This window comes from Moorena sp. SIO3A2, assembly GCF_010672265.1.
GTDB classification, from domain to species: Bacteria; Cyanobacteriota; Cyanobacteriia; order Cyanobacteriales; family Coleofasciculaceae; genus Moorena; species Moorena producens.
This window is the reverse complement of sequence record NZ_JAAHHC010000015.1, coordinates 233709-251385: the sequence shown is the minus strand read 5'-3', so window position 1 is coordinate 251385 and position 17677 is coordinate 233709. Positions and strand designations below refer to the sequence as shown.

18 protein-coding genes and 1 pseudogene are annotated in these 17677 nt (G+C 43.9%); 10 read left to right on the top strand and 9 right to left on the bottom strand.

Features of this window, described 5'->3' with window-relative positions; translation table 11 throughout:
• The first annotated feature begins 117 nt into the window (after positions 1-117).
• On the top strand, positions 118-711 hold the full coding sequence (locus F6K64_RS18565; RefSeq protein ID WP_008185414.1) for a glutathione S-transferase family protein: 594 nt from the start codon (positions 118-120) through the stop codon (positions 709-711).
• Here the strand turns inward: F6K64_RS18565 and F6K64_RS18560 are convergent.
• The 4 genes from F6K64_RS18560 to F6K64_RS18545 all read right to left on the bottom strand — a co-directional run bounded on the left by F6K64_RS18560 (position 677) and on the right by F6K64_RS18545 (position 2764).
• Complete coding sequence (locus tag F6K64_RS18560; RefSeq protein ID WP_287265972.1) at positions 677-829, bottom strand: hypothetical protein; 153 nt, start codon at positions 827-829, stop codon at positions 677-679. The genes F6K64_RS18565 and F6K64_RS18560 overlap by 35 nt on opposite strands.
• 104 nt (positions 830-933) lie before the next feature.
• Complete coding sequence (locus tag F6K64_RS18555; protein WP_052308449.1) at positions 934-1248, bottom strand: Crp/Fnr family transcriptional regulator; 315 nt, start codon at positions 1246-1248, stop codon at positions 934-936.
• Between the two features lie 58 nt (positions 1249-1306).
• Positions 1307-2500, bottom strand: coding sequence for an RNA-guided endonuclease InsQ/TnpB family protein (locus tag F6K64_RS18550; RefSeq protein ID WP_008185416.1), 1194 nt, complete (start codon positions 2498-2500; stop codon positions 1307-1309).
• Positions 2501-2566: 66 nt separating this feature from the next.
• The gene (locus F6K64_RS18545) at positions 2567-2764 is read right to left on the bottom strand and encodes a hypothetical protein (RefSeq protein ID WP_287265971.1); all 198 of its coding nucleotides are present in this window, start codon (positions 2762-2764) and stop codon (positions 2567-2569) included.
• A 104-nt stretch (positions 2765-2868) separates the two neighbouring features.
• Between F6K64_RS18545 and F6K64_RS18540 the strand changes: the two genes are divergently transcribed.
• The 8 genes and pseudogenes from F6K64_RS18540 to F6K64_RS38280 all read left to right on the top strand — a co-directional run bounded on the left by F6K64_RS18540 (position 2869) and on the right by F6K64_RS38280 (position 9925).
• Complete coding sequence (locus F6K64_RS18540; protein ID WP_008185420.1) at positions 2869-3909, top strand: chlorophyll a/b binding light-harvesting protein; 1041 nt, start codon at positions 2869-2871, stop codon at positions 3907-3909.
• Between the two features lie 95 nt (positions 3910-4004).
• The gene (locus F6K64_RS18535) at positions 4005-5507 is read left to right on the top strand and encodes a chlorophyll a/b binding light-harvesting protein (RefSeq protein WP_287250770.1); all 1503 of its coding nucleotides are present in this window, start codon (positions 4005-4007) and stop codon (positions 5505-5507) included.
• Between the two features lie 310 nt (positions 5508-5817).
• The gene (locus F6K64_RS18530; RefSeq protein WP_154659918.1) at positions 5818-5958 is read left to right on the top strand and encodes a hypothetical protein; all 141 of its coding nucleotides are present in this window, start codon (positions 5818-5820) and stop codon (positions 5956-5958) included.
• Between the two features lie 571 nt (positions 5959-6529).
• On the top strand, positions 6530-7045 hold the full coding sequence (gene fldA, locus F6K64_RS18525) for a flavodoxin FldA (RefSeq protein ID WP_008188393.1): 516 nt from the start codon (positions 6530-6532) through the stop codon (positions 7043-7045).
• A gap of 419 nt (positions 7046-7464) precedes the next feature.
• Positions 7465-8202, top strand: coding sequence for an alpha/beta fold hydrolase (locus tag F6K64_RS18520; protein ID WP_008188395.1), 738 nt, complete (start codon positions 7465-7467; stop codon positions 8200-8202).
• Positions 8203-8303: 101 nt separating this feature from the next.
• A complete protein-coding gene (locus tag F6K64_RS18515) occupies positions 8304-8633 on the top strand; it encodes a hypothetical protein (protein ID WP_071986944.1) in 330 nt (109 codons plus the stop codon).
• A gap of 200 nt (positions 8634-8833) precedes the next feature.
• The gene (locus F6K64_RS18510; RefSeq protein WP_008188398.1) at positions 8834-9160 is read left to right on the top strand and encodes an ISAs1 family transposase; all 327 of its coding nucleotides are present in this window, start codon (positions 8834-8836) and stop codon (positions 9158-9160) included.
• Positions 9081-9925, top strand: a pseudogene (locus F6K64_RS38280) (ISAs1 family transposase). Before F6K64_RS18510 ends, F6K64_RS38280 begins: the two are co-directional and overlap by 80 nt.
• 427 nt (positions 9926-10352) lie before the next feature.
• Here the strand turns inward: F6K64_RS38280 and F6K64_RS18495 are convergent.
• The 3 genes from F6K64_RS18495 to F6K64_RS18485 form a co-directional block, all read right to left on the bottom strand.
• On the bottom strand, positions 10353-11426 hold the full coding sequence (locus F6K64_RS18495) for a heterocyst master regulator PatR (protein WP_008188405.1): 1074 nt from the start codon (positions 11424-11426) through the stop codon (positions 10353-10355).
• A 535-nt stretch (positions 11427-11961) separates the two neighbouring features.
• A complete protein-coding gene (ureG, locus tag F6K64_RS18490) occupies positions 11962-12558 on the bottom strand; it encodes an urease accessory protein UreG (protein ID WP_008188409.1) in 597 nt (198 codons plus the stop codon).
• 195 nt (positions 12559-12753) lie between these two features.
• Positions 12754-13212 (bottom strand): chemotaxis protein CheW, encoded by a 459-nt coding sequence (locus tag F6K64_RS18485; protein WP_008188412.1) that lies wholly within the window; start codon positions 13210-13212, stop codon positions 12754-12756.
• A 228-nt stretch (positions 13213-13440) separates the two neighbouring features.
• Between F6K64_RS18485 and F6K64_RS18480 the strand changes: the two genes are divergently transcribed.
• Positions 13441-13614, top strand: coding sequence for a hypothetical protein (locus F6K64_RS18480; RefSeq protein WP_154659919.1), 174 nt, complete (start codon positions 13441-13443; stop codon positions 13612-13614).
• Positions 13615-13806: 192 nt separating this feature from the next.
• Here the strand turns inward: F6K64_RS18480 and F6K64_RS18475 are convergent, their stop codons facing one another.
• Together F6K64_RS18475 and F6K64_RS18470 are read right to left on the bottom strand one after the other, a co-directional pair.
• The gene (locus F6K64_RS18475) at positions 13807-17394 is read right to left on the bottom strand and encodes a hybrid sensor histidine kinase/response regulator (protein WP_008188414.1); all 3588 of its coding nucleotides are present in this window, start codon (positions 17392-17394) and stop codon (positions 13807-13809) included.
• Positions 17395-17434: 40 nt separating this feature from the next.
• Positions 17435-17584, bottom strand: a complete 150-nt coding sequence (locus F6K64_RS18470) for a hypothetical protein (RefSeq protein WP_287250249.1) — start codon at positions 17582-17584, stop codon at positions 17435-17437.
• Positions 17585-17677: the final 93 nt, after the last annotated feature.

The following is a 17677-nucleotide window of genomic DNA, read 5'->3' as shown; positions in this document are numbered from 1 at the left end:
CAATAAAACAGCGTTTCAGCTTTTATCAATGTCAAACACCTTAATTGGTAGTGCTATACTTCAAAAAATCAGGCAAAAATTAGGCAAAAATTAGGCAAAAATTAGGACAATAAAATCATGATCAAACTTTATGATTACCAGCTATCTGGCAATTGCTACAAAGTGCGGCTAATGCTTTCACTACTTGGGTTAGAACATGAGACTGTCTGGGTTGACCTGGACAATGGTGAACACAAATCTCCCGAGTTTCTGGAATTGAATTCCTTCGGACAAGTGCCAGTTCTCACCGATGGAGATTTAGTCTTTCAGGATGCCCAAGCTATTTTAGTCTATCTAGCACGGCGCTATGGTAGCGAAGACTGGCTGCCTTTGGAAGCTGAAGCCATGAGTCGAGTGATGCGCTGGCTATCTACAACTGCAGGAGAGATTCGCCAGGGTCCAGAGTTTGCCAGACTTTATTACAAGTTTAATGTAAAAACCGTTAACATCGAGGTAGCAACACAAAAGTCGGCAACTATCCTGACATTGCTCGACAACCACCTCAGTGATCGGGCATGGCTGGAACTGGATCACCCCACAATTGCCGATATTGCTTGCTTCCCCTATGTTAGTCTCTCACCAGACGCTAAGATTTCTCTAGATGCTTACCCCAATGTGGTGTCTTGGATGGAGCGGATTAAACAATTACCAGGCTACATTGCGATCGCGTAGCGTGGCCTACGGTCAATCCCATAGCGTGACCTACAGTCAATCCCGTAGCGTGACCTACAGTCAATCCCTTAGCGTTACCTACGGTCAATCCCTTAGTGTGGCCTACGGTCAATCCCATAATTTCGTCCCCACCATCAGCCCCTAACTGAATCACGTCACTGGCGCTAGCGGTATCCTTTTCAGGTAGTATGATGAATCTAGCGCCATTGATAGCATTTTCATTTATATTTCAGAACAATCGCGCAACACAATACAGTATCGACGAGGACGACTGATTATCCCTTCTTCCTCAAACTGCTTGATCAGCCTGGTGATGGTTACTCGTGTGGTACCAATCATCTCAGCTAGTTCTTGATGGGTCACTGGTATATCAATCAGTTGCCCACTACATACGGGACGACCAAACTTCCGGGCTAACCAACTCAAAAACTGTTGCAAACGCTGAGAGACTCTTGGTGTTCTAATGATAGACAGCAACTCTTCTGTCTGTCGCAGATGGCAAACAATAGCCTCGGATAAGCGGTAAGACTGAGACAAAGACAGACATTGCGCTTTAACCCTATTGACACTCCCCGTCCTATAAGAACGGGGATTCTCACTTCAACGAGCCAACTTGCTCAACCAGACCGGAATCAGGAAGAGTAGAGGTCGATTCTCCATGAGCGTTGGGGTCTATGACCCAAGTTCCGGTGTGCCCCACCGTACCTAAGGCTCTTTTTAGAATATTGATCGCAGCATTGTGGTCGCGGTCTAATTCACAGCCACACTCACAGACGTGGGTTCTGGTTGATAAAGATTTTTTGACAACTTCGCCACAATTAGAGCATTTTTGACTGGTATAGGCAGGATTGACAGCTACTGTTTGCCTGCCAAACTTTTGCCCAAAATGCTCTAGCCACTTTCTAAATTGATACCAACCTGCATCATTAATAGATTTGGCAAGACAATGGTTTTTAACTAGGTTTTTAACCCTCAAGTCTTCGTAAGCGACCACATCGTTAGAGTGGATTACGCAACCCGCCAGTCTCTTGGCGTGTTCTTCACGCTGCCTACTTATTTTGAGGTGTGTCCTACCTAGTCTATTAATGGCTTTTTTGCGATTGGAAGAGCCTTTCTTTTTGCGAGAAACTCTGCGTTGATAAAACTTTAAACGCTTCTCTCCCTTACGATAAAATCTTGGGTTAGGTTCTGTACCGCCTCTAGAATCGGTGTAAAATTCCTTTAATCCCACATCTAAACCAATATTGGAATGAGAGGGTTCTAAAGGTTCTTCTACATTGACTTTTACGCAGAATTGAACATAATAACCATCCGCGCGACGAACTAGCCTAACTCGCTTAATCAGCTTTTGGTCGTAACGCCACAAGTCCCAAGTTCCCTTGAGTTTTAGTTTTCCTATACCTTTTTTATCAATAAATGAAATTGACTTGGCATCAGGGGAAAGCTTCCAGCCAGATGTTTTGTATTCAACTGATCTGGAAAACTTCTTGAACTTGGGATAACCTTTCTTTCCAGGAATTTGCTTATTGCAGTTACTATAGAACCTCGAAATCGAATTATAAGCTCGTTCCACGGAAGCCTGGCAGGCATGGGAGTTCAAGTCTTTGACAAAAGAAAACTCAGCTCTGAGCCATGTGTTATAGCGATATAGGTCTTTTTGTCCTACGCCTTTATTGTCCATCCAGTATCGGAGACACTTATTGCGTACAAATTGACCCGTCCTTATCGCATCGTCGATGGCGGTATATTGAGTTTTATTCCCTTTGACTTTGAACTCTAAGACGATCATTTGACGTGAAAAAACTCTACGTAAACTATAACTCAAAATAAAAAGACTGTCAATAGCCCCGTCCTTCTAGGACGGGGCTATTGACCCAAAATTTTTGGTCAAGCTTTTAACCACACCCTGTTGAACTACCCATAGTTGATCAGGTTCTAGAGCAATCAAGTCACGGCGCTTAAAGAGATGAACAGATGGCTTGAACCTAGTGGTGACAGGGTTCTGATTCACTAACGATTGCTCTGATGCCTTACCAAATCTGGGAATTGTCATGATTCTTAATAAAAATAGCTTTCATTTCACTTAAGCAGTAGTGTAAGCTATTCCAAGTAGCTATTGAATATATTTTGCAATACTGAGCCTAGGAGGTGTAGATAGTGGCAAACACTGCTGAGAGTTCCCGATTAGTAGAGGGAGAGTATGGTTGGTGGGCAGGTAACGCTCGCCTGACGGAGTTATCCGGGAAATTATTGGGGGCTCATGTTGCCCATGCTGGTCTAATCGTCTTCTGGGCTGGAGCAATAACCCTGTTTGAACTATCCTGCTTCAATCCTGCCAAACCCATGTACGAACAAGGCTTAATCCTGCTGCCCCACTTAGCAGCTCAAGGCTGGGGCGTTGGTGCTGGGGGAGCTATAGTCGATACTTACCCCTACTTTGTGATTGGTGTTTTGCACCTGATCTCTTCAGCATTTCTCGGCTTTGGTGGTATCTTCCACGCCCTCCGTGGTCCGGAAACTTTGGAAGAACAGTCTGGCTTCTTTGGGTATAGCTGGGCAGATGGTGACAAAATGACCACTATCATCGGCATTCACCTGATTCTACTGGGATTTGGAGCTTTTCTACTGGTGGCTAAAGCGATCGCTTTTGGGGGGTTGTACGATCCAGCAGTGGAGAATGTGCGAGTGATTAATAACCCTACTCTCAATCCAGCAGTGATTTTCGGCTATCTGTTTGGTACTGTGGGCAAGAACTGGATTGCTGGAGTGAGTAACCTAGAAGATGTAGTTGGTGGTCATATTTGGGTTGGTTTGCTGTGTATTGGCGGTGGCTTTTGGCACATCAAGACTCAGCCATCTGAATGGACGCGCGGTCTTTTTATTTGGTCTGGAGAAGCCTATCTTTCTTACAGCTTGGGCGCTTTAGCGCTGATGGGGTTTATCGCCGCGTACTTCTGCGCTGTTAACACCGTAGTCTACCCAGAAGTTTTCTATGGTCCTGCCTTATCAATTAAGCTGGGTGTTTTCCCCTACTTTGCCGATCCTAACTCTAGCTTCCCTTCTTGCCGGAGTTGGTTAGCTAATGCTCACTTCTTCCTTGGGTTTTTCTTCCTCCAAGGTCATATTTGGCATGCTTTGCGAGCAGCTGGCTTTGATTTTGGCCGGGGTAAGGTAGTAGCTTCAGAAGCTACTACCTAAATTCAGCTTAATGCAATTAATTCTAATAAAGTGTCGATATAATGGCATTTTATTGACCAAATCAAAATGCAAATAATTCTCAAAGAGGTACATCAATGACAGCAGTAATTGCTGATAGTCCCAAGCAAGGCCAAATCTCAAAAGTAGGCTGGTGGGCTGGTAATGCTCGTTTTATTGAATTATCCGGTAAGTTGCTAGGCGCTCATATTGCCCATGCTGGTTTGATAGTCCTGTGGGCGGGAGCAATGACCCTGTTTGAACTATCTCGCTACACCCCTGACGTGCCGATGTATGACCAGGGATTAATCTTGTTGCCCCACCTGGCTTCCTTAGGGTTGGGTGTTGGGTCTGGTGGTCAAATTATCGACACCTATCCCTATTTTGTGGTTGGGGTCTTGCATTTGATTTCCTCAGCAGTGCTGGCAGCTGGAGGACTTTACCATTCCCTGCTTACCCCAGATAAATTAACCAAAGATAGCACCTTTGCTGGTTTCTTTGGCTATGACTGGGAAGACTCCGACAAGATGACCACCATTATCGGGATTCACCTAATCCTTTTGGGGGTTGGTGCTTGGCTCTTGGTAGCTAAAGCCATGTTTTGGGGTGGACTATTTGACCCCTGGGCGAGTGGCGGTGGCAATGTACGAGTGATTACCGATCCCACCCTTAGCCCTGTCAAAATTTTTGGCTACTTAATTGGTGCATCCGGTTCAGAAGGCATGGCAGCCGTGAATAATTTAGAAGATGTGGTTGGCGGTCACATCTGGATTGGTTCGATCTGCATTGCTGGTGGTTTCTGGCACATCTTGACTAAGCCATTTAACTGGGCACGTGAGGTTTTGGTTTATTCCGGGGAAGCTTATCTCTCCTATAGCTTAGGGGCGCTCGCCTACATGGGAATTTTTGCCGCCTACTTTGTCATGGTCAATGACACCGTTTATCCGGAAGTGTTCTATGGTCCAGTAGGGACTTTAGAAGCCAGTGATGGCATCGTGTCTGCTCGCGGTTGGTTGGCAGCATTCCACTTTGTCTTTGCCGTGTTGTTTCTGTTCGGTCATATCTGGCATGCTATCCGGGCGCGAGGAGCAGAAGCTGGTTTTGACTTCAAAAAAGGTGAGCTGATTATCCCTCGGAGTAATCCCCAAGTTGGTGACTTGGCAACCCCAATAAACTCCTCAGATATTAGCCTTAACTTCCTCAAAAACCTACCTATTTACCGTCCCGGTCTTTCTCCCCTGTCCAGGGGTCTAGAAATTGGCATGGCTCATGGGTATTTTATCTTTGGTCCGTTTGCCAAATTAGGACCGTTGCGGGATTCACAGACGGCAAACTTAGCTGGTGTAACAGCAGCCATTGCTCTGATTGTCATCGCGACCATCGGCCTATCAATCTACGGTACAGTCACCTTTAAGAAAGAGCTACAAACTGTACCTCGACCCACATTCGTTACTAGGGTACCCGAGGTACCAGAAACTATCCAAACTGCTGACGGATGGAGTCAGTTTGCTGGAGCTTTTCTAGTTGGTGGCGCTGGAGGAGCGATTTTTGCCTATCTGCTGGTCAATAACTTCAGTATGATTCAGGGATTGATGGGTTAAATTAGTTGCTAAAAAGTTTCAACAAATGCTAAGGTAATTGATGGAGCATTCTATAGGCTTCTTAAAACAGGAGCTGTCTGGGGCTAGGAAGCCATGTCAACCCTAACCCCATTATTTCTTTTCCCTAGCTTAGATATAACTAACGGTTCATCCGTCCCATAGTGACAGCCAGGTTAAATGCAACCTTGACCGAAACTATTGGAACAGACAATATGCCCTCCTTTTGGTCTCAGTTTATTGATAAATTTTAGTGATAAACTTGAAACGACCTAGAGGGCGTTCATAAAGATGGATGCCATAACCTAGATGGATGTCTCCACCTGCCACTAGCATTTACTGGTATTGCTGCCACTGTCGGCAACAGATGCCAATGCTGGAGGAAACCATACTGACTGAGTCAGTATCCTGTGGGGATATCGAAGACGTAACTGCTTCTGTACTACCTGGCTAACCACTAAGCACAGCAAGCATACTACTTAGTTTCTCGGCGTTGCTGAATCTTCGAATGAATATAAGTAGAGTGGGCATCCTGCCCGCGCGAAAATAAGCATGAAACTGGCAAGATACCAGTTCTACACAAGATGCCAGTTCCACGCCTGATGCCCATTCTAAAAAACTCTTACAATCATTCCATTATTAAGCAACCCCAGTTTCTCAACCATCTAGTAAGTATTCAGCGATCAGCACTAAGCAAGATTTTTAATCAAATCAAACTTAGGCATTTAGTTAAAGAGTACTTTGTCTTTAACTAAAGGCTGATTAAAAATACCTTATCGCTGATTGCTTACACCAAGGAGCATGTCATCTTTGTAATTCTGTACATAGATCCCCCCTAGCCCCCCTTAAAAAAGGGGGGAATTAGATTCAAAAGTCCCCCTTATTAAGGGGGATTTAGGGGGATCGAAATCAGGAATTAACAAAATTGATATGCTCCTCTTACACCATCTAATCAACAGGTGCGACCCGTGGCGAATTTAATTCGCAAACGGAAAGCGCACCTAATCAATCAGGAGTAAATAAAAATGTCAAAAATTGGTCTTTTCGTCGGCTCTCAAACCGGTAAAACCGAGGCGGCAGCTGAGGAAATTCAAACAGGACTTGGCGGTGATGATGTCGTCACTATACATAAAATAGAAGAGGCTGAAAATAGCGATTTTGAAAAGTACGAAAATCTCATCATCGGCTGTCCTACTTGGGATATTGGGGAATTACAAGCTGACTGGGATGGCTACTTTGAAGAGTTAGATAATATCAACTTCAGTGGTAAGAAAGTTGCCTATTTTGGGACTGGAGACCAGGAGGGCTATCCTGATAATTTTATGGATGCCATTGGTATTCTAGAAGCCAAAATTTCCGAATTGGGGGGTACCACCGTTGGACAGTGGCCGAAGACTGAAGAGTACGACTTTAATGAATCAAAAGCTCTCAAAAATGGTAAGTTTATTGGTCTTGCCCTGGATGACGATAACCAGTCTGAACTGACTGAAAAACGGATAAAAACTTGGGTAGCGCAACTCAAACAAGAGTTTGGAGTTTAGTTTTTACAACCGTTGTAAGCTGGTAAGCATTCAGCCATCAGCCGTCAGCCGTGAGCTTTTGGCTCACGCTGCTTGAGGTGCTTATTTTATTCAAAAGCAGCTCAAGTAGTGTGCGCTATGGGCATAAACTGTTACCGTAGCCTGGCCATAGGCCTTTGGCTCATAGCTGATAGCTGATAGCTGATAGCTGAATGCTTACACCTGAAAACCGTCTCTCTTTTATAAAGCTAGCTACGTTGATCGTTGACTATTGACCACTGACAGTTGATCGTTAACGGTCAACATTAATGACTTGCCAACAGATAAAAAATTGCTTCACCCCTATTGAAGATTTGTGATTAAAAAATTGCTATAGGTATCCGTTTAGTAATTGTGATAATTTTTGATACCTACTCCCTACTCCCTACTCCCTTTGCTATATGTCTACTCTGCCTGATATCCTTTGGTTGAATGTTAGTCCAAGTTTTCTACGTTTTGATCAGCCTTTAATTCGTTATTTGTCTAAACAAAAGCGAGTTGGCCAGTGGGAGTATCGCCAAAACCAAGATGAACCAACTTCTCTTGATATCGCCCTTACCTTACTTCATGACTATCTCAAAACCTGCGATCATCCTATCCATCTGGTGGGCCACAGCACTGCTGGTTTGGTAGGACTACTCTATAGCCGTAAATATCCTGAAAAAGTCCAGTCTTTAACTCTATTATCAGTAGGTGTTAATCCCGCAGTTGACTGGCAAGCCCACTACTATGTGCAGCTCCAACTTTTACCCTGCACTCGCCAAGTGTTGCTTACCCAAATGGTTAAGAGCCTCTTTGGTCATCACAATCACCATATCACTAAAGGTTTAGTAACCATCCTAGAGCAAGATTTAGCTTATTCTCCCTCTCCTCACTCCCTATATAAACGGGTTAGTGTACCACCAACAGCAGTGCAAGTGCCATTAATGGTATGTGGTTGCAAGGATGACATTATTGTTGATTCTAATGCTTTGCAAGGATGGAAACCTTGGTTAAAAGAATGCGATCGCTTATGGGAATATCCGGAAGGAGGTCACTTTTGCCACTATTTCCATCCCAATCGAGTAGGACGGCAAATCATCCGGTTTTGGGAATCCCTATCATCACCAGTCCCTGAGCCATTAGCAATTAGTACTTAGGTAAGCATTCAGCTATCAGCCATCAGCTGATAGCTGATGGCTGAATACTTAAACTATCTGTAGCATCCATAAATTGAAATCCTATTAGTTAGTAGTTAACCATGTTCCAGATACTTATTTCTCAGGTTATTCAACATTTGGCAACGTTTCTGTGCTGCATAGCTGCTTGGACATTAATCGGAATAGCTTTATGGCGAATTCGGGCGACGTTTCGAGACGGTGTCGCTCATCTGAGACAATTGCATCAAATTCCCTGTAGTCGCTGCGCCTTTTTTACTGGAGATTATCGCCTCAAATGTACAGTACATCCCTCAAAGGCGCTAACAGAAGAAGCAATCAATTGTTATGACTATGAGGCAACTCTCAATCCTGCTAGAGTTAACTCACGACGGTGTAAGTGTAGTCATCAAGCTACGTCTAAAGTTGTGTGACGATAATGCGTTCGGCTCTGGCGCGCCAAAGGCGATTGGCCGTAGGCCACGCTACTTGAGGTGCAAGTTCGGTAAGCTATCAGCTATCAGTTATCACAGGATTTACGTCGTTAAGTTGATTTCGCCCCCCTAGCCCCAGGGCTGTTTCATTCCCTCATTAAGCCCATATACTAAGAGAATGTTGTAAGATAATCAAAACAATGAGCTCTTCTTTGATTGAAAGACTCGGTGAAGTAAGGGATTTTCGTACTACTGACGGCAGACGACATCCGTTGTGGGTGGTACTGCTAATAGTCATCATGGGAACAATGAGTGGATACTTGGGTTACCGTGCCCTGGGAGATTTTGCACAACGTCACCGAGAAGATTTAATCGAAGCCTTGAAAATACCAAAAGGGCGTGTGCCATCTTACTCCACCATACGTCGTGTCATGATGGGTATAGATTTTGATAACTTTGCCAAGGTCTTTCTTGCGTTGGGCATCAGAGTATATCCAAATCAGTCCTGGAGAATGGTTAAGCATTGATGGCAAAAGGATCAGAGGCACAGTGAGCAATAGCAACACCAAATATCAGAATTTTATTTGCGTGGTGTCGGTATTCACTCATGATCAGGGTTTAGTATTAACTCAAAATCAGTTCGAGAACAAACATGGCAGTGAAATCAGTACAGTTCAAGCTTTGATTAAGACACTTCACTTAGAACAAGCAGTATTGAGCTTGGATTCTCTACACTGCCAAAAAAAACCTGCGACTTAATTATCAACAGTGGGAATCATTATGCCATCGCGGTAAAAAATAATCAGCCCAAGCTCTATCAACAGATTCAAGTCAATACACAATCAGCAGTGCCCCTGACAACTCATACTAGCATCGAGAAAAAACATGGTCGCCTCACCAAAAGACGTATCAGTGTGTTTGATGATTTGACTGGTATCACTAACCAATGGATTGGCTTGAAAACCCTAATTAAGGTTGAAAGAACAGGACAGCGAGGTAGACAAGCATATGTAATGGTTGCTTACTACATCAGTAGTTTGGTCGCTGATGCTGAGATTTTCGCACAAGGCATTCGTGGACATTGGGGAATTGAAAATCGCTTGCATTGGTCAAAAGATGTGGTTTTTAAAGAAGACCGTTCCTCCATCAAAGCAGCCCACGCTCCTGCCAATATGTCCATTATTCGTAGCATTGTTATTAATCTCCTACGTAGTAACGGTTTTTCATCTGTGACTATTGCTCAAAGATTAATTAGCAACAACATCCCCACACTTTTGGCACTTTTGCAATAATTTTGGGAATGAAACAGCCCTGGGGCTGGGGGGGATCTAATATCTTGCGGAAAACTTTGAAAACACGCCCTAGCCCCCCAAGCGAGCAATCCCTCGCTTGGGGGGCTAGGGGGGCTTTAACTTTCACCAGATGATCGCGCATTCATTCCTTAATTCAGCAACGCCCAAAAAAAAAGTGGCAAGTCACACTAGTGTTACTGATCCCAATTCTGGAAACTACGGCTACCCATCAATTTAATCTCCCCATCTCCCGATCTCCCCATCGCCCGATCTCCCCATCTCCCCATCTCCCCATCGCCCGATCTCCCCATCGCCCGATCTCCCGATCTCCCCACACGTCCCACACCTCCCACACTACCCGTTTGACCCTCAGGTAAAAAACCTACCCCTGTGGGCTACTCCCTGCTCCCTAAAACCAACACCTATCCTAATCAATCAGACGAAACACTTTCTTCTGCTTTTGAGCAGGTTGTTGTGATTGTTCTTGCTTAATTGTTTCTGGGTTGCTAGAGGGCTTCTGAGACTCTTTTGGCTCAGTTGATTCGCTAACTTTTGGTTTTTTCTCAAATACATTAACTCCTGCACCTTCTAACTCAATTACCCCTTCTGGAGAGACCCTGGCAATCTTTCCACTCAAAGCGGCTACCCAATCAGCAAAGCTATCCATCTTTTCTACTTGCTTTTTAAGGGTCTTGCGATTGAGTTCTGCCTGAACGGTTATGCCATTGTCCCCAGTCAGGAGTAAGGTAACTTTCTTGCCTTGCTCCGGTAAATTGGGTCTTTCGGTAAACTTGATGGTGATTTCGGGTTTTCTTCCTTGAATCATGATAACTTCATTGGGTTTAGTTTTAGGGCTTGGTTGAGGTTGATAGTCAGTTTTTTCTTCGGAGTAATGGGAATAGAAATTTGAGTCTTCTAGATTTACGTTAACTGGATGAGCTTCTTCTATGTAGAGTTGCTCTCCTACTCGTCTACAAAATAATTCCCAGAAATCATCCTTTTCTGCTGGTTGTGGCAAAGACCCCTGGAGACTTAACAAAAAAGGCTGCCATGGATAACTTTTGGCTTTTCCTCTAGGAGGCAGGTGATTGCGTTCTACATACATCACCACTGCTTCTGGCTTGACATCGTGAATTAAACCACGAACTCGAAACTGATCGACTCTTTCATCACTGGGAGAATGACGTAGAGTAGTTTTCCCCTCTAGGGGAATAAATTTTTTGATTTGAATTTGAGCCAGTTTTCCTGCCTTGGTGATGCGGAAATATACTCGCCAGAGATAGACTTTTTTCTCACCAAAAGAGGGGTTGGTACTTAATTTCTTCCACAAGGGTTGGTGCATATAGGCACTGAAGCTGATTCCTTGTTTGAGAACAAGAGTTCCTTTAACTGACCTATTAGGCTCTTGAGATGGGTTTGGGTCAAATCGCCCAAACAGATAGCCCAGAGCCGAAAACTCGGTTGGACGACTAGGAGGGGTAAAGGGGACAACAACTTCCATTGGATTGGTAATTAAGGAGCCATTATATTTTAGACTATCAAATCACAGCAATCAGATGGACTTAACTGGTTGAGTTTTACTTCCGATAATTTACTAAGGCTGTGGATATTGTTGAGGAAGAAGAGCTTACTCCCTGTTTTCAGCAGGAAAGGGAAACCCTGGAAAGCAAGGGGTCCCAGTGATTGAATCTGTCTAGGAATGGGGGTGACGAGGGTGTGCGATCGCCTTTTTGGTATTCAACCAGGATAACGTTGGCTCTACCAGCTCTGCTAGGTTTATGTATAATTTGATACATTTTTTGCCATGGAAGCAAAACTTACAGCACTTTTCAATAACTATTTCTGGTTTAGTCCTATAGTTGAGTAGATTAAAATTGCTAAACTATGGAATAATAATTAATTATATAGCATTTTTCAACTAAGTGATAAATGCTATAACACAAACAAAAAAAACATTATCATCACCACCCATGCTCCCATGATCAGATTAGGTTTGATTCCCACACTTTTATTACTCCCTTCTCAACCGACTTAATCTAGCCCATGTCAAGTTTTATCACCTCAATCACCGTAGAGATTCCCTCTTTAGTTTTCAAATTCGCAAACACAAAGGGTTTATCTCCTCGCATCTTTTTAGCATCCCGTTCCATCACCCCCAAATCTGCTCCCACCTGAGGTGCCAGATCAATTTTGTTAATCACCAGCAAGTCAGACTTGGTGATTCCTGGTCCTCCTTTACGAGGAATCTTATCCCCAGCAGCCACATCAATAACGTAAATAGTGAAATCTACTAGTTCTGGACTGAAGGTTGCTGCTAGGTTATCCCCTCCACTTTCTAGGAACACCAAGTCTAAATCAGTAAACCGATTTTCCAGCTGTTCAATGGCTGCCAAGTTCATTGAGGCATCTTCCCGAATGGCAGTATGGGGACAACCCCCTGTTTCCACACCCAGAATGCGATCGCTTTCTAGGGCCTGACTCCTAACTAAAAACTGGGCATCTTCCTGAGTATATATATCATTGGTGACCACAGCGATTTGATAAGAGTCTCGCAGCGCTTTACACAATGCATCTAATAGAGCAGTTTTCCCTGAACCAACTGGACCAGCAATCCCAACACGAAAAGTACTCATGTTAACTAACTTAGAGTTAATTTTAATAGTGTAGTTTATTTATGGTCATTAGCCATAAAAAAATTGTTAATTGCTAATGATAAATTAACAATTAACAATTGGCAATTGGCAATTTTAGATTTTTATTATAGCAATGGCTGTAATGGTGTTGGCAAATTTAAGGGATGAAGCGCGCAGCGCTATAACTATTGACGATTAAGGGGTCAAGGCACCGACTTGCTGTAAATCCAAAAGAAAAATTTTCTGAGTAGATGCTTCGTTTGATATAACAGCTGCATGAGATATCATCTCCAGAACACTGGCCTGACGGTAAGACTTCGGGATAGGTCGCATCATGTCTTGGGGTAACTCCACCAAATTGGGCAGATCATCCACAAAAATTCCCCAAAGTTCGGAGTCCCTAGGACGAATAATTACTAAGAACCTTTGGTTAGGGCTTCGGTGAGGTAAACTACCATCGCCCAACTGCTGATGTAAATCCCAAACTTTAATCGTATGCTTGCCTAGCTGAACTAATCCCATGGTTTTCATCTCCCGGCTGATTTCAGTGGTAAAATTTACCACTTTCAGGACATCCCTAATCCCAAGACATAGGGAATAGTCAGCAATCTTAAAAACCATGAATTTGTCTGGCTTTGAATTATTGTCTAACATCGCCTTTATTTAACCTTATTATAGCTATTAATATTTAGGAAAAGGGAAACTTTTATTTTTTTGATAATTTGTTAGGCTAAAAAATTTTACGTATTAATGATAAATTAATAATTAAAAATTACCAAATCATTCCAGGATATAGGGTTGAATATACTGTTGATAATACTTAGGCAGTATATAGCGTTTATCTGATATCTTGCACCATTGTCATTAATCGTAGGGTGGGCAGTGCCTACCAACGTGGTTTGCAAGCTTCATTATCTGTCTGATGCACTGCCCACCCTACATGAACTATTACCTATTAGCTATTACCTATTACCTATTAGCTATTACCTATTAGCTATAGCAGAAGTCAGAAGTCAGAAGTCAGAAGTCAGAAGTCAAACTCTTGCGCTTACTTAGGTTTGAGACTTTTGTCATGTACTAACTGCCCTGGCGACTGCTATATTACCTATTAGCTATTACCTATTAGCTATTACCTATTAGCTATTAGCTATTACCTATTACCTAAAATCCCGAAATTGTGTACCTCATAGCTATGAGAATTGCTATAGTCTTTATTCCCCCTACTCCCTACTCCCTACTCCCTACTCCCTACTCCGTTATTGAGGGTGAAATGGGCTCAACAACATCGGTTACTGTTGTCAACAATTTGTGTTCCAAATAGGGCTTAGTGATATAAGCCTTTGCCCCCAACTGTGCAGCAATCAAGCGGTGTTTATCGTTACTGCGGGAGGTGAGGATGACTACAGGAATATCTACCAAAGCCGGGTCTTGCTGGCAGTGTTTGAGAAATTCAAACCCATTCATGCGAGGCATCTCAATATCACAGATCACTAACTGTATATCTTTCTGATGCTGTAGTTGCTCAATGGCTTCATAACCATCCTGGGCTTGAAACACTTGATAGCCATTCTTTCCCAAGGTCATGGCTAGAGTTTGGCGCAGGGTGATCGAGTCATCTACCAGGAGTACCTTTGGCTTATGTCTGACCCAGAACGGTTCAACCAATGAAGGTGGAAGCTGCTTTCGTGAAAGGGTTTCCATTGCTTGGGTGGCTTGGTCATCGCTTTTGCTTTCAACCTTCAATGTGCTAACCTTTAACCTTTGACTGCCATCGGTCCGCTGGTCAGATAGGTACTGGATCAATTCAGTCCCATCCAGCACCAGTGTTAACCGACCATCCGCTAGAATACTGCCCCCATTGACATAGGGGGGTGGCACAATCATTGTCCCCAAAGGACGAATCACCAACTCCTGGTCTCCGAGCAGTTGCTCTACTTCCAGACCGACAAGCTGATCCTGGTAATGGATCAGAATGATTGGTCTAATCGTCTGTTTAGGAACAACAGGCTGATGGGGATGGGTTACTGAGAATGGAGAAGCCAGAGAGGAATAATCTAGGATTTGCCCAAGTTGGTAGACTTTAACCAGTTGCTGATCACTCCCGGTACCCAAGTGAAGCACTTTACCATCTTCCCAACTTCGGAGCTGGTGTTCCTGAGGAATAATAATTTGCTTGACTTGATCAGTGATCAACCCATAAACTTGCTTCCCAGCCTGGCACAGGAGTAACTTACCTATGGTTAAACTCAGGGGAATTTGTAGTCTAAATCTGGTGCCAAGGTCGGGAGAAGAATCAACCTGGACGGAACCCCTCAGAGCTTTGACCTGGTTTAGGACAACATCAAGACCAACACCTCGTCCAGAGAGGTTATTCACCCCAGAGACAGTGGAAAAGCCTGGTTCAAACAACAAATTCCTCAGCTGAGCCTCACTGAGACTATTACTCTGTTCGAGGTCGATCAGTTCACGTTCTACGGCTAGTTGGCGAATCCGTTTAAAATTCAACCCTGGCCCATCATCTTTGACTTCAATCACCAAATGTCTGCCCCGATGGCAAGCAGTGATTTCAATTAATCCGTTTTCTGGTTTGCCCTGTTGTTGCCGTAGAGCAGGAGTCTCAATGCCGTGGTCAAAAGCATTACGCACAAGATGCAGCAGGGGGTCGTACAGTTTCTGGGCAACAACTTTATCCACTAAAACATCATTACCAGAGATTTTTAGCTCTACCAGCTTATGGTGGGAGGCTGACAACTGCTTGAGGACAGGGGGGAAACGACTAAATATTTCCCCTAAAGGCAACATCCGAGCCTCCATCAAGACATCACGATGGTTGGTTAACAACCGACGTTGTTGTTCGAGAGTCTTACTGGATTGGGTGGTGAACAGCTCAATGTCATAGGCAGCTTCTGTTAATTGTATAGCGTCTTCTAGAACTGACTGAATCAGAAGCTCGGGTGTACTATAACGCTTTAGTTCCAGGTCATCGAAATAGTCTGTATCAAGAAGGTTAGTGGGTTGAAGGTTAGTGGGTTGAAGGTTAGTGGGTTGAAGGTTAGTGGGTTGAAGGTTAGTGGGTTGAAGGTTAGTGGGTTGAAGGTTAGTGGGTTGAAGGTTAGTGGGTTGAGAGCGTAGCGTGGCCTTTTGGTCAAGGTTGGCAGTAGGATTGGGGTTGGTAGCAAAGTTTTCCTTTAAACCTTCAACATGAAACTTGCTAACCTGCAAGGTTTTTTCTGCCCAAGGGTAGGAGGAAAAGCTAGGATTTGAGTCGGTAGCAAAGTTTTTGTTTAAACCTTCAACCTGAAACTTGCTAACCTGCAACCTTTGCCTAATCTGCTTTTGTTGCATCAAAATAAACAGGCGGTCGTACCAATCTTGCAGTTGGTCGAGCACTTGCTGATGTTGGTGGACACGATCTTGGAGTACTCGCACTGCCGCCAGCAGTTGTTCATTTTCAAGCAACTGGCGGTTTTGGTTGGTTAGTAATTCCCCAATTGTGTAATTCAGGTATTCTAGATGCTCAATATTTATCCGCACAGTACCAGATTTATCCCTAGATGATGGCGTGCTTGGATGTTGGTTGGAGGGAGTTATGGCGAGATGGGAAGAGTTTAGAGGAGAATTTATAGTGTTGCCTATGGGCGGGATGATCTCGTCTGTGATCACTTCGGGCTCTTGTGCTTCTTCTTTGTTTTCATTATCTCCATCAATCATCCCCATGTTGTGCAAAACAAAATTTTTTTCTGTGCCAACTTCTTGCTCAGGGGAGGCTATCTCTCCATCCAAGACATCTATTTCTGTTTGCTCCGACCTCTGCAATTCTTTACTTTGATCAGAGGTTTGGTCATCTAGTGTAGTTGACCCTCCCCAGATCATTTCCACAAGCTGGGACTGTTTGCTTGTTTTAGATTCTGGATGAGTAACGGAAGAATTATTAACAATACCTTCTTCTTGTTTTACTCCCGGCTCAACCGGATTAAGGTCTTGTTCTTTTCCGTTGTCCAAGACAGAAGATTGATTGTGAATTATCAATTGTGAATTTGGAATTGAAGACCTCAGGTCAGCTAGTTGTTGCAGAGCCATAGAAGGTTGACCACCTTGAGTCCTATCCCCTTCTAGCACTGCTGCTTGTGCTGCAACGAAATCACACAAAGCCGTCTTGGCAATAGTTACCACCTGTTCGGGATGGTTGTCTAGGGCTGCGATCGCATTTTTGGCAATAGCGGCAAACCCTGGTAAATTAAGAGATTGCCCTAACCCCAAGAAAATGTCTGCTTGGTTGCGAACTGTGATGCTGATTTCAGTGGGATTGTCACTATTTAGGGCAGCTTGGATTAAGTCTAATCCTTGGCTAACCCCCACTTCAAAAATGGACTGGGTGACGTCGAAGCCCAATTCTACTGAGGTGGGCAGATAGGATTCGAGACCAAAACAGTCCCCCAGCTTCTCTTGGAGTTGGGCAACAACAGCAGCAGTTCGATTCTTGATTTCGGTGTCATCGATTTGCCCCCCTGTGAGTTCAGCGGTCAGAGGTAGGCGGAGACACTCATAAGCTTGAAACAGTAAGGCTTCAATTTCTGGATTAATGGACAAGTCCGGGTTAAACAGAGCTTTAAAAACATCCTCCAAGGAGTGAGCTACCGTGGCAATTGTTTCCAAGCCAATGCTAGCTGCTGCGCCTTTGAGGGTATGGGTAGTGCGCATCAAGTTGTTGACTTTATTGATGCTATAGTGTTCTGACAAACTCAGCAAATCGTTTTCCAAGACTTGCAGCAGTTCCGGTGCTTCCTGGAGAAAGTAGCGATAGCTTTGCTCACGAATTTTTGGGTCATTAGTCATTAGAGAAGTTGTCAAGTGGGTGACGTATTTTTGTCAATGGTTAATCGGAGTAGGGAATCGGGAATCGGGAATCGGGAATCGGGAATCGGGAATCGGGAATCGGGAATCGGGAATCGGGAATCGGGAATCGGGAATCGGGAATCGGGAATCGGGAATCGGGAATCGGGAATCGGGAATCGGTATAAAACAAAATATCTCTACCGGATTAGACTAAAAAATGCTCGGATCATTAGTGATTAGTGTTTTAATTAAACCCTCTATTTAATTGGTTTTTGTTTAAACA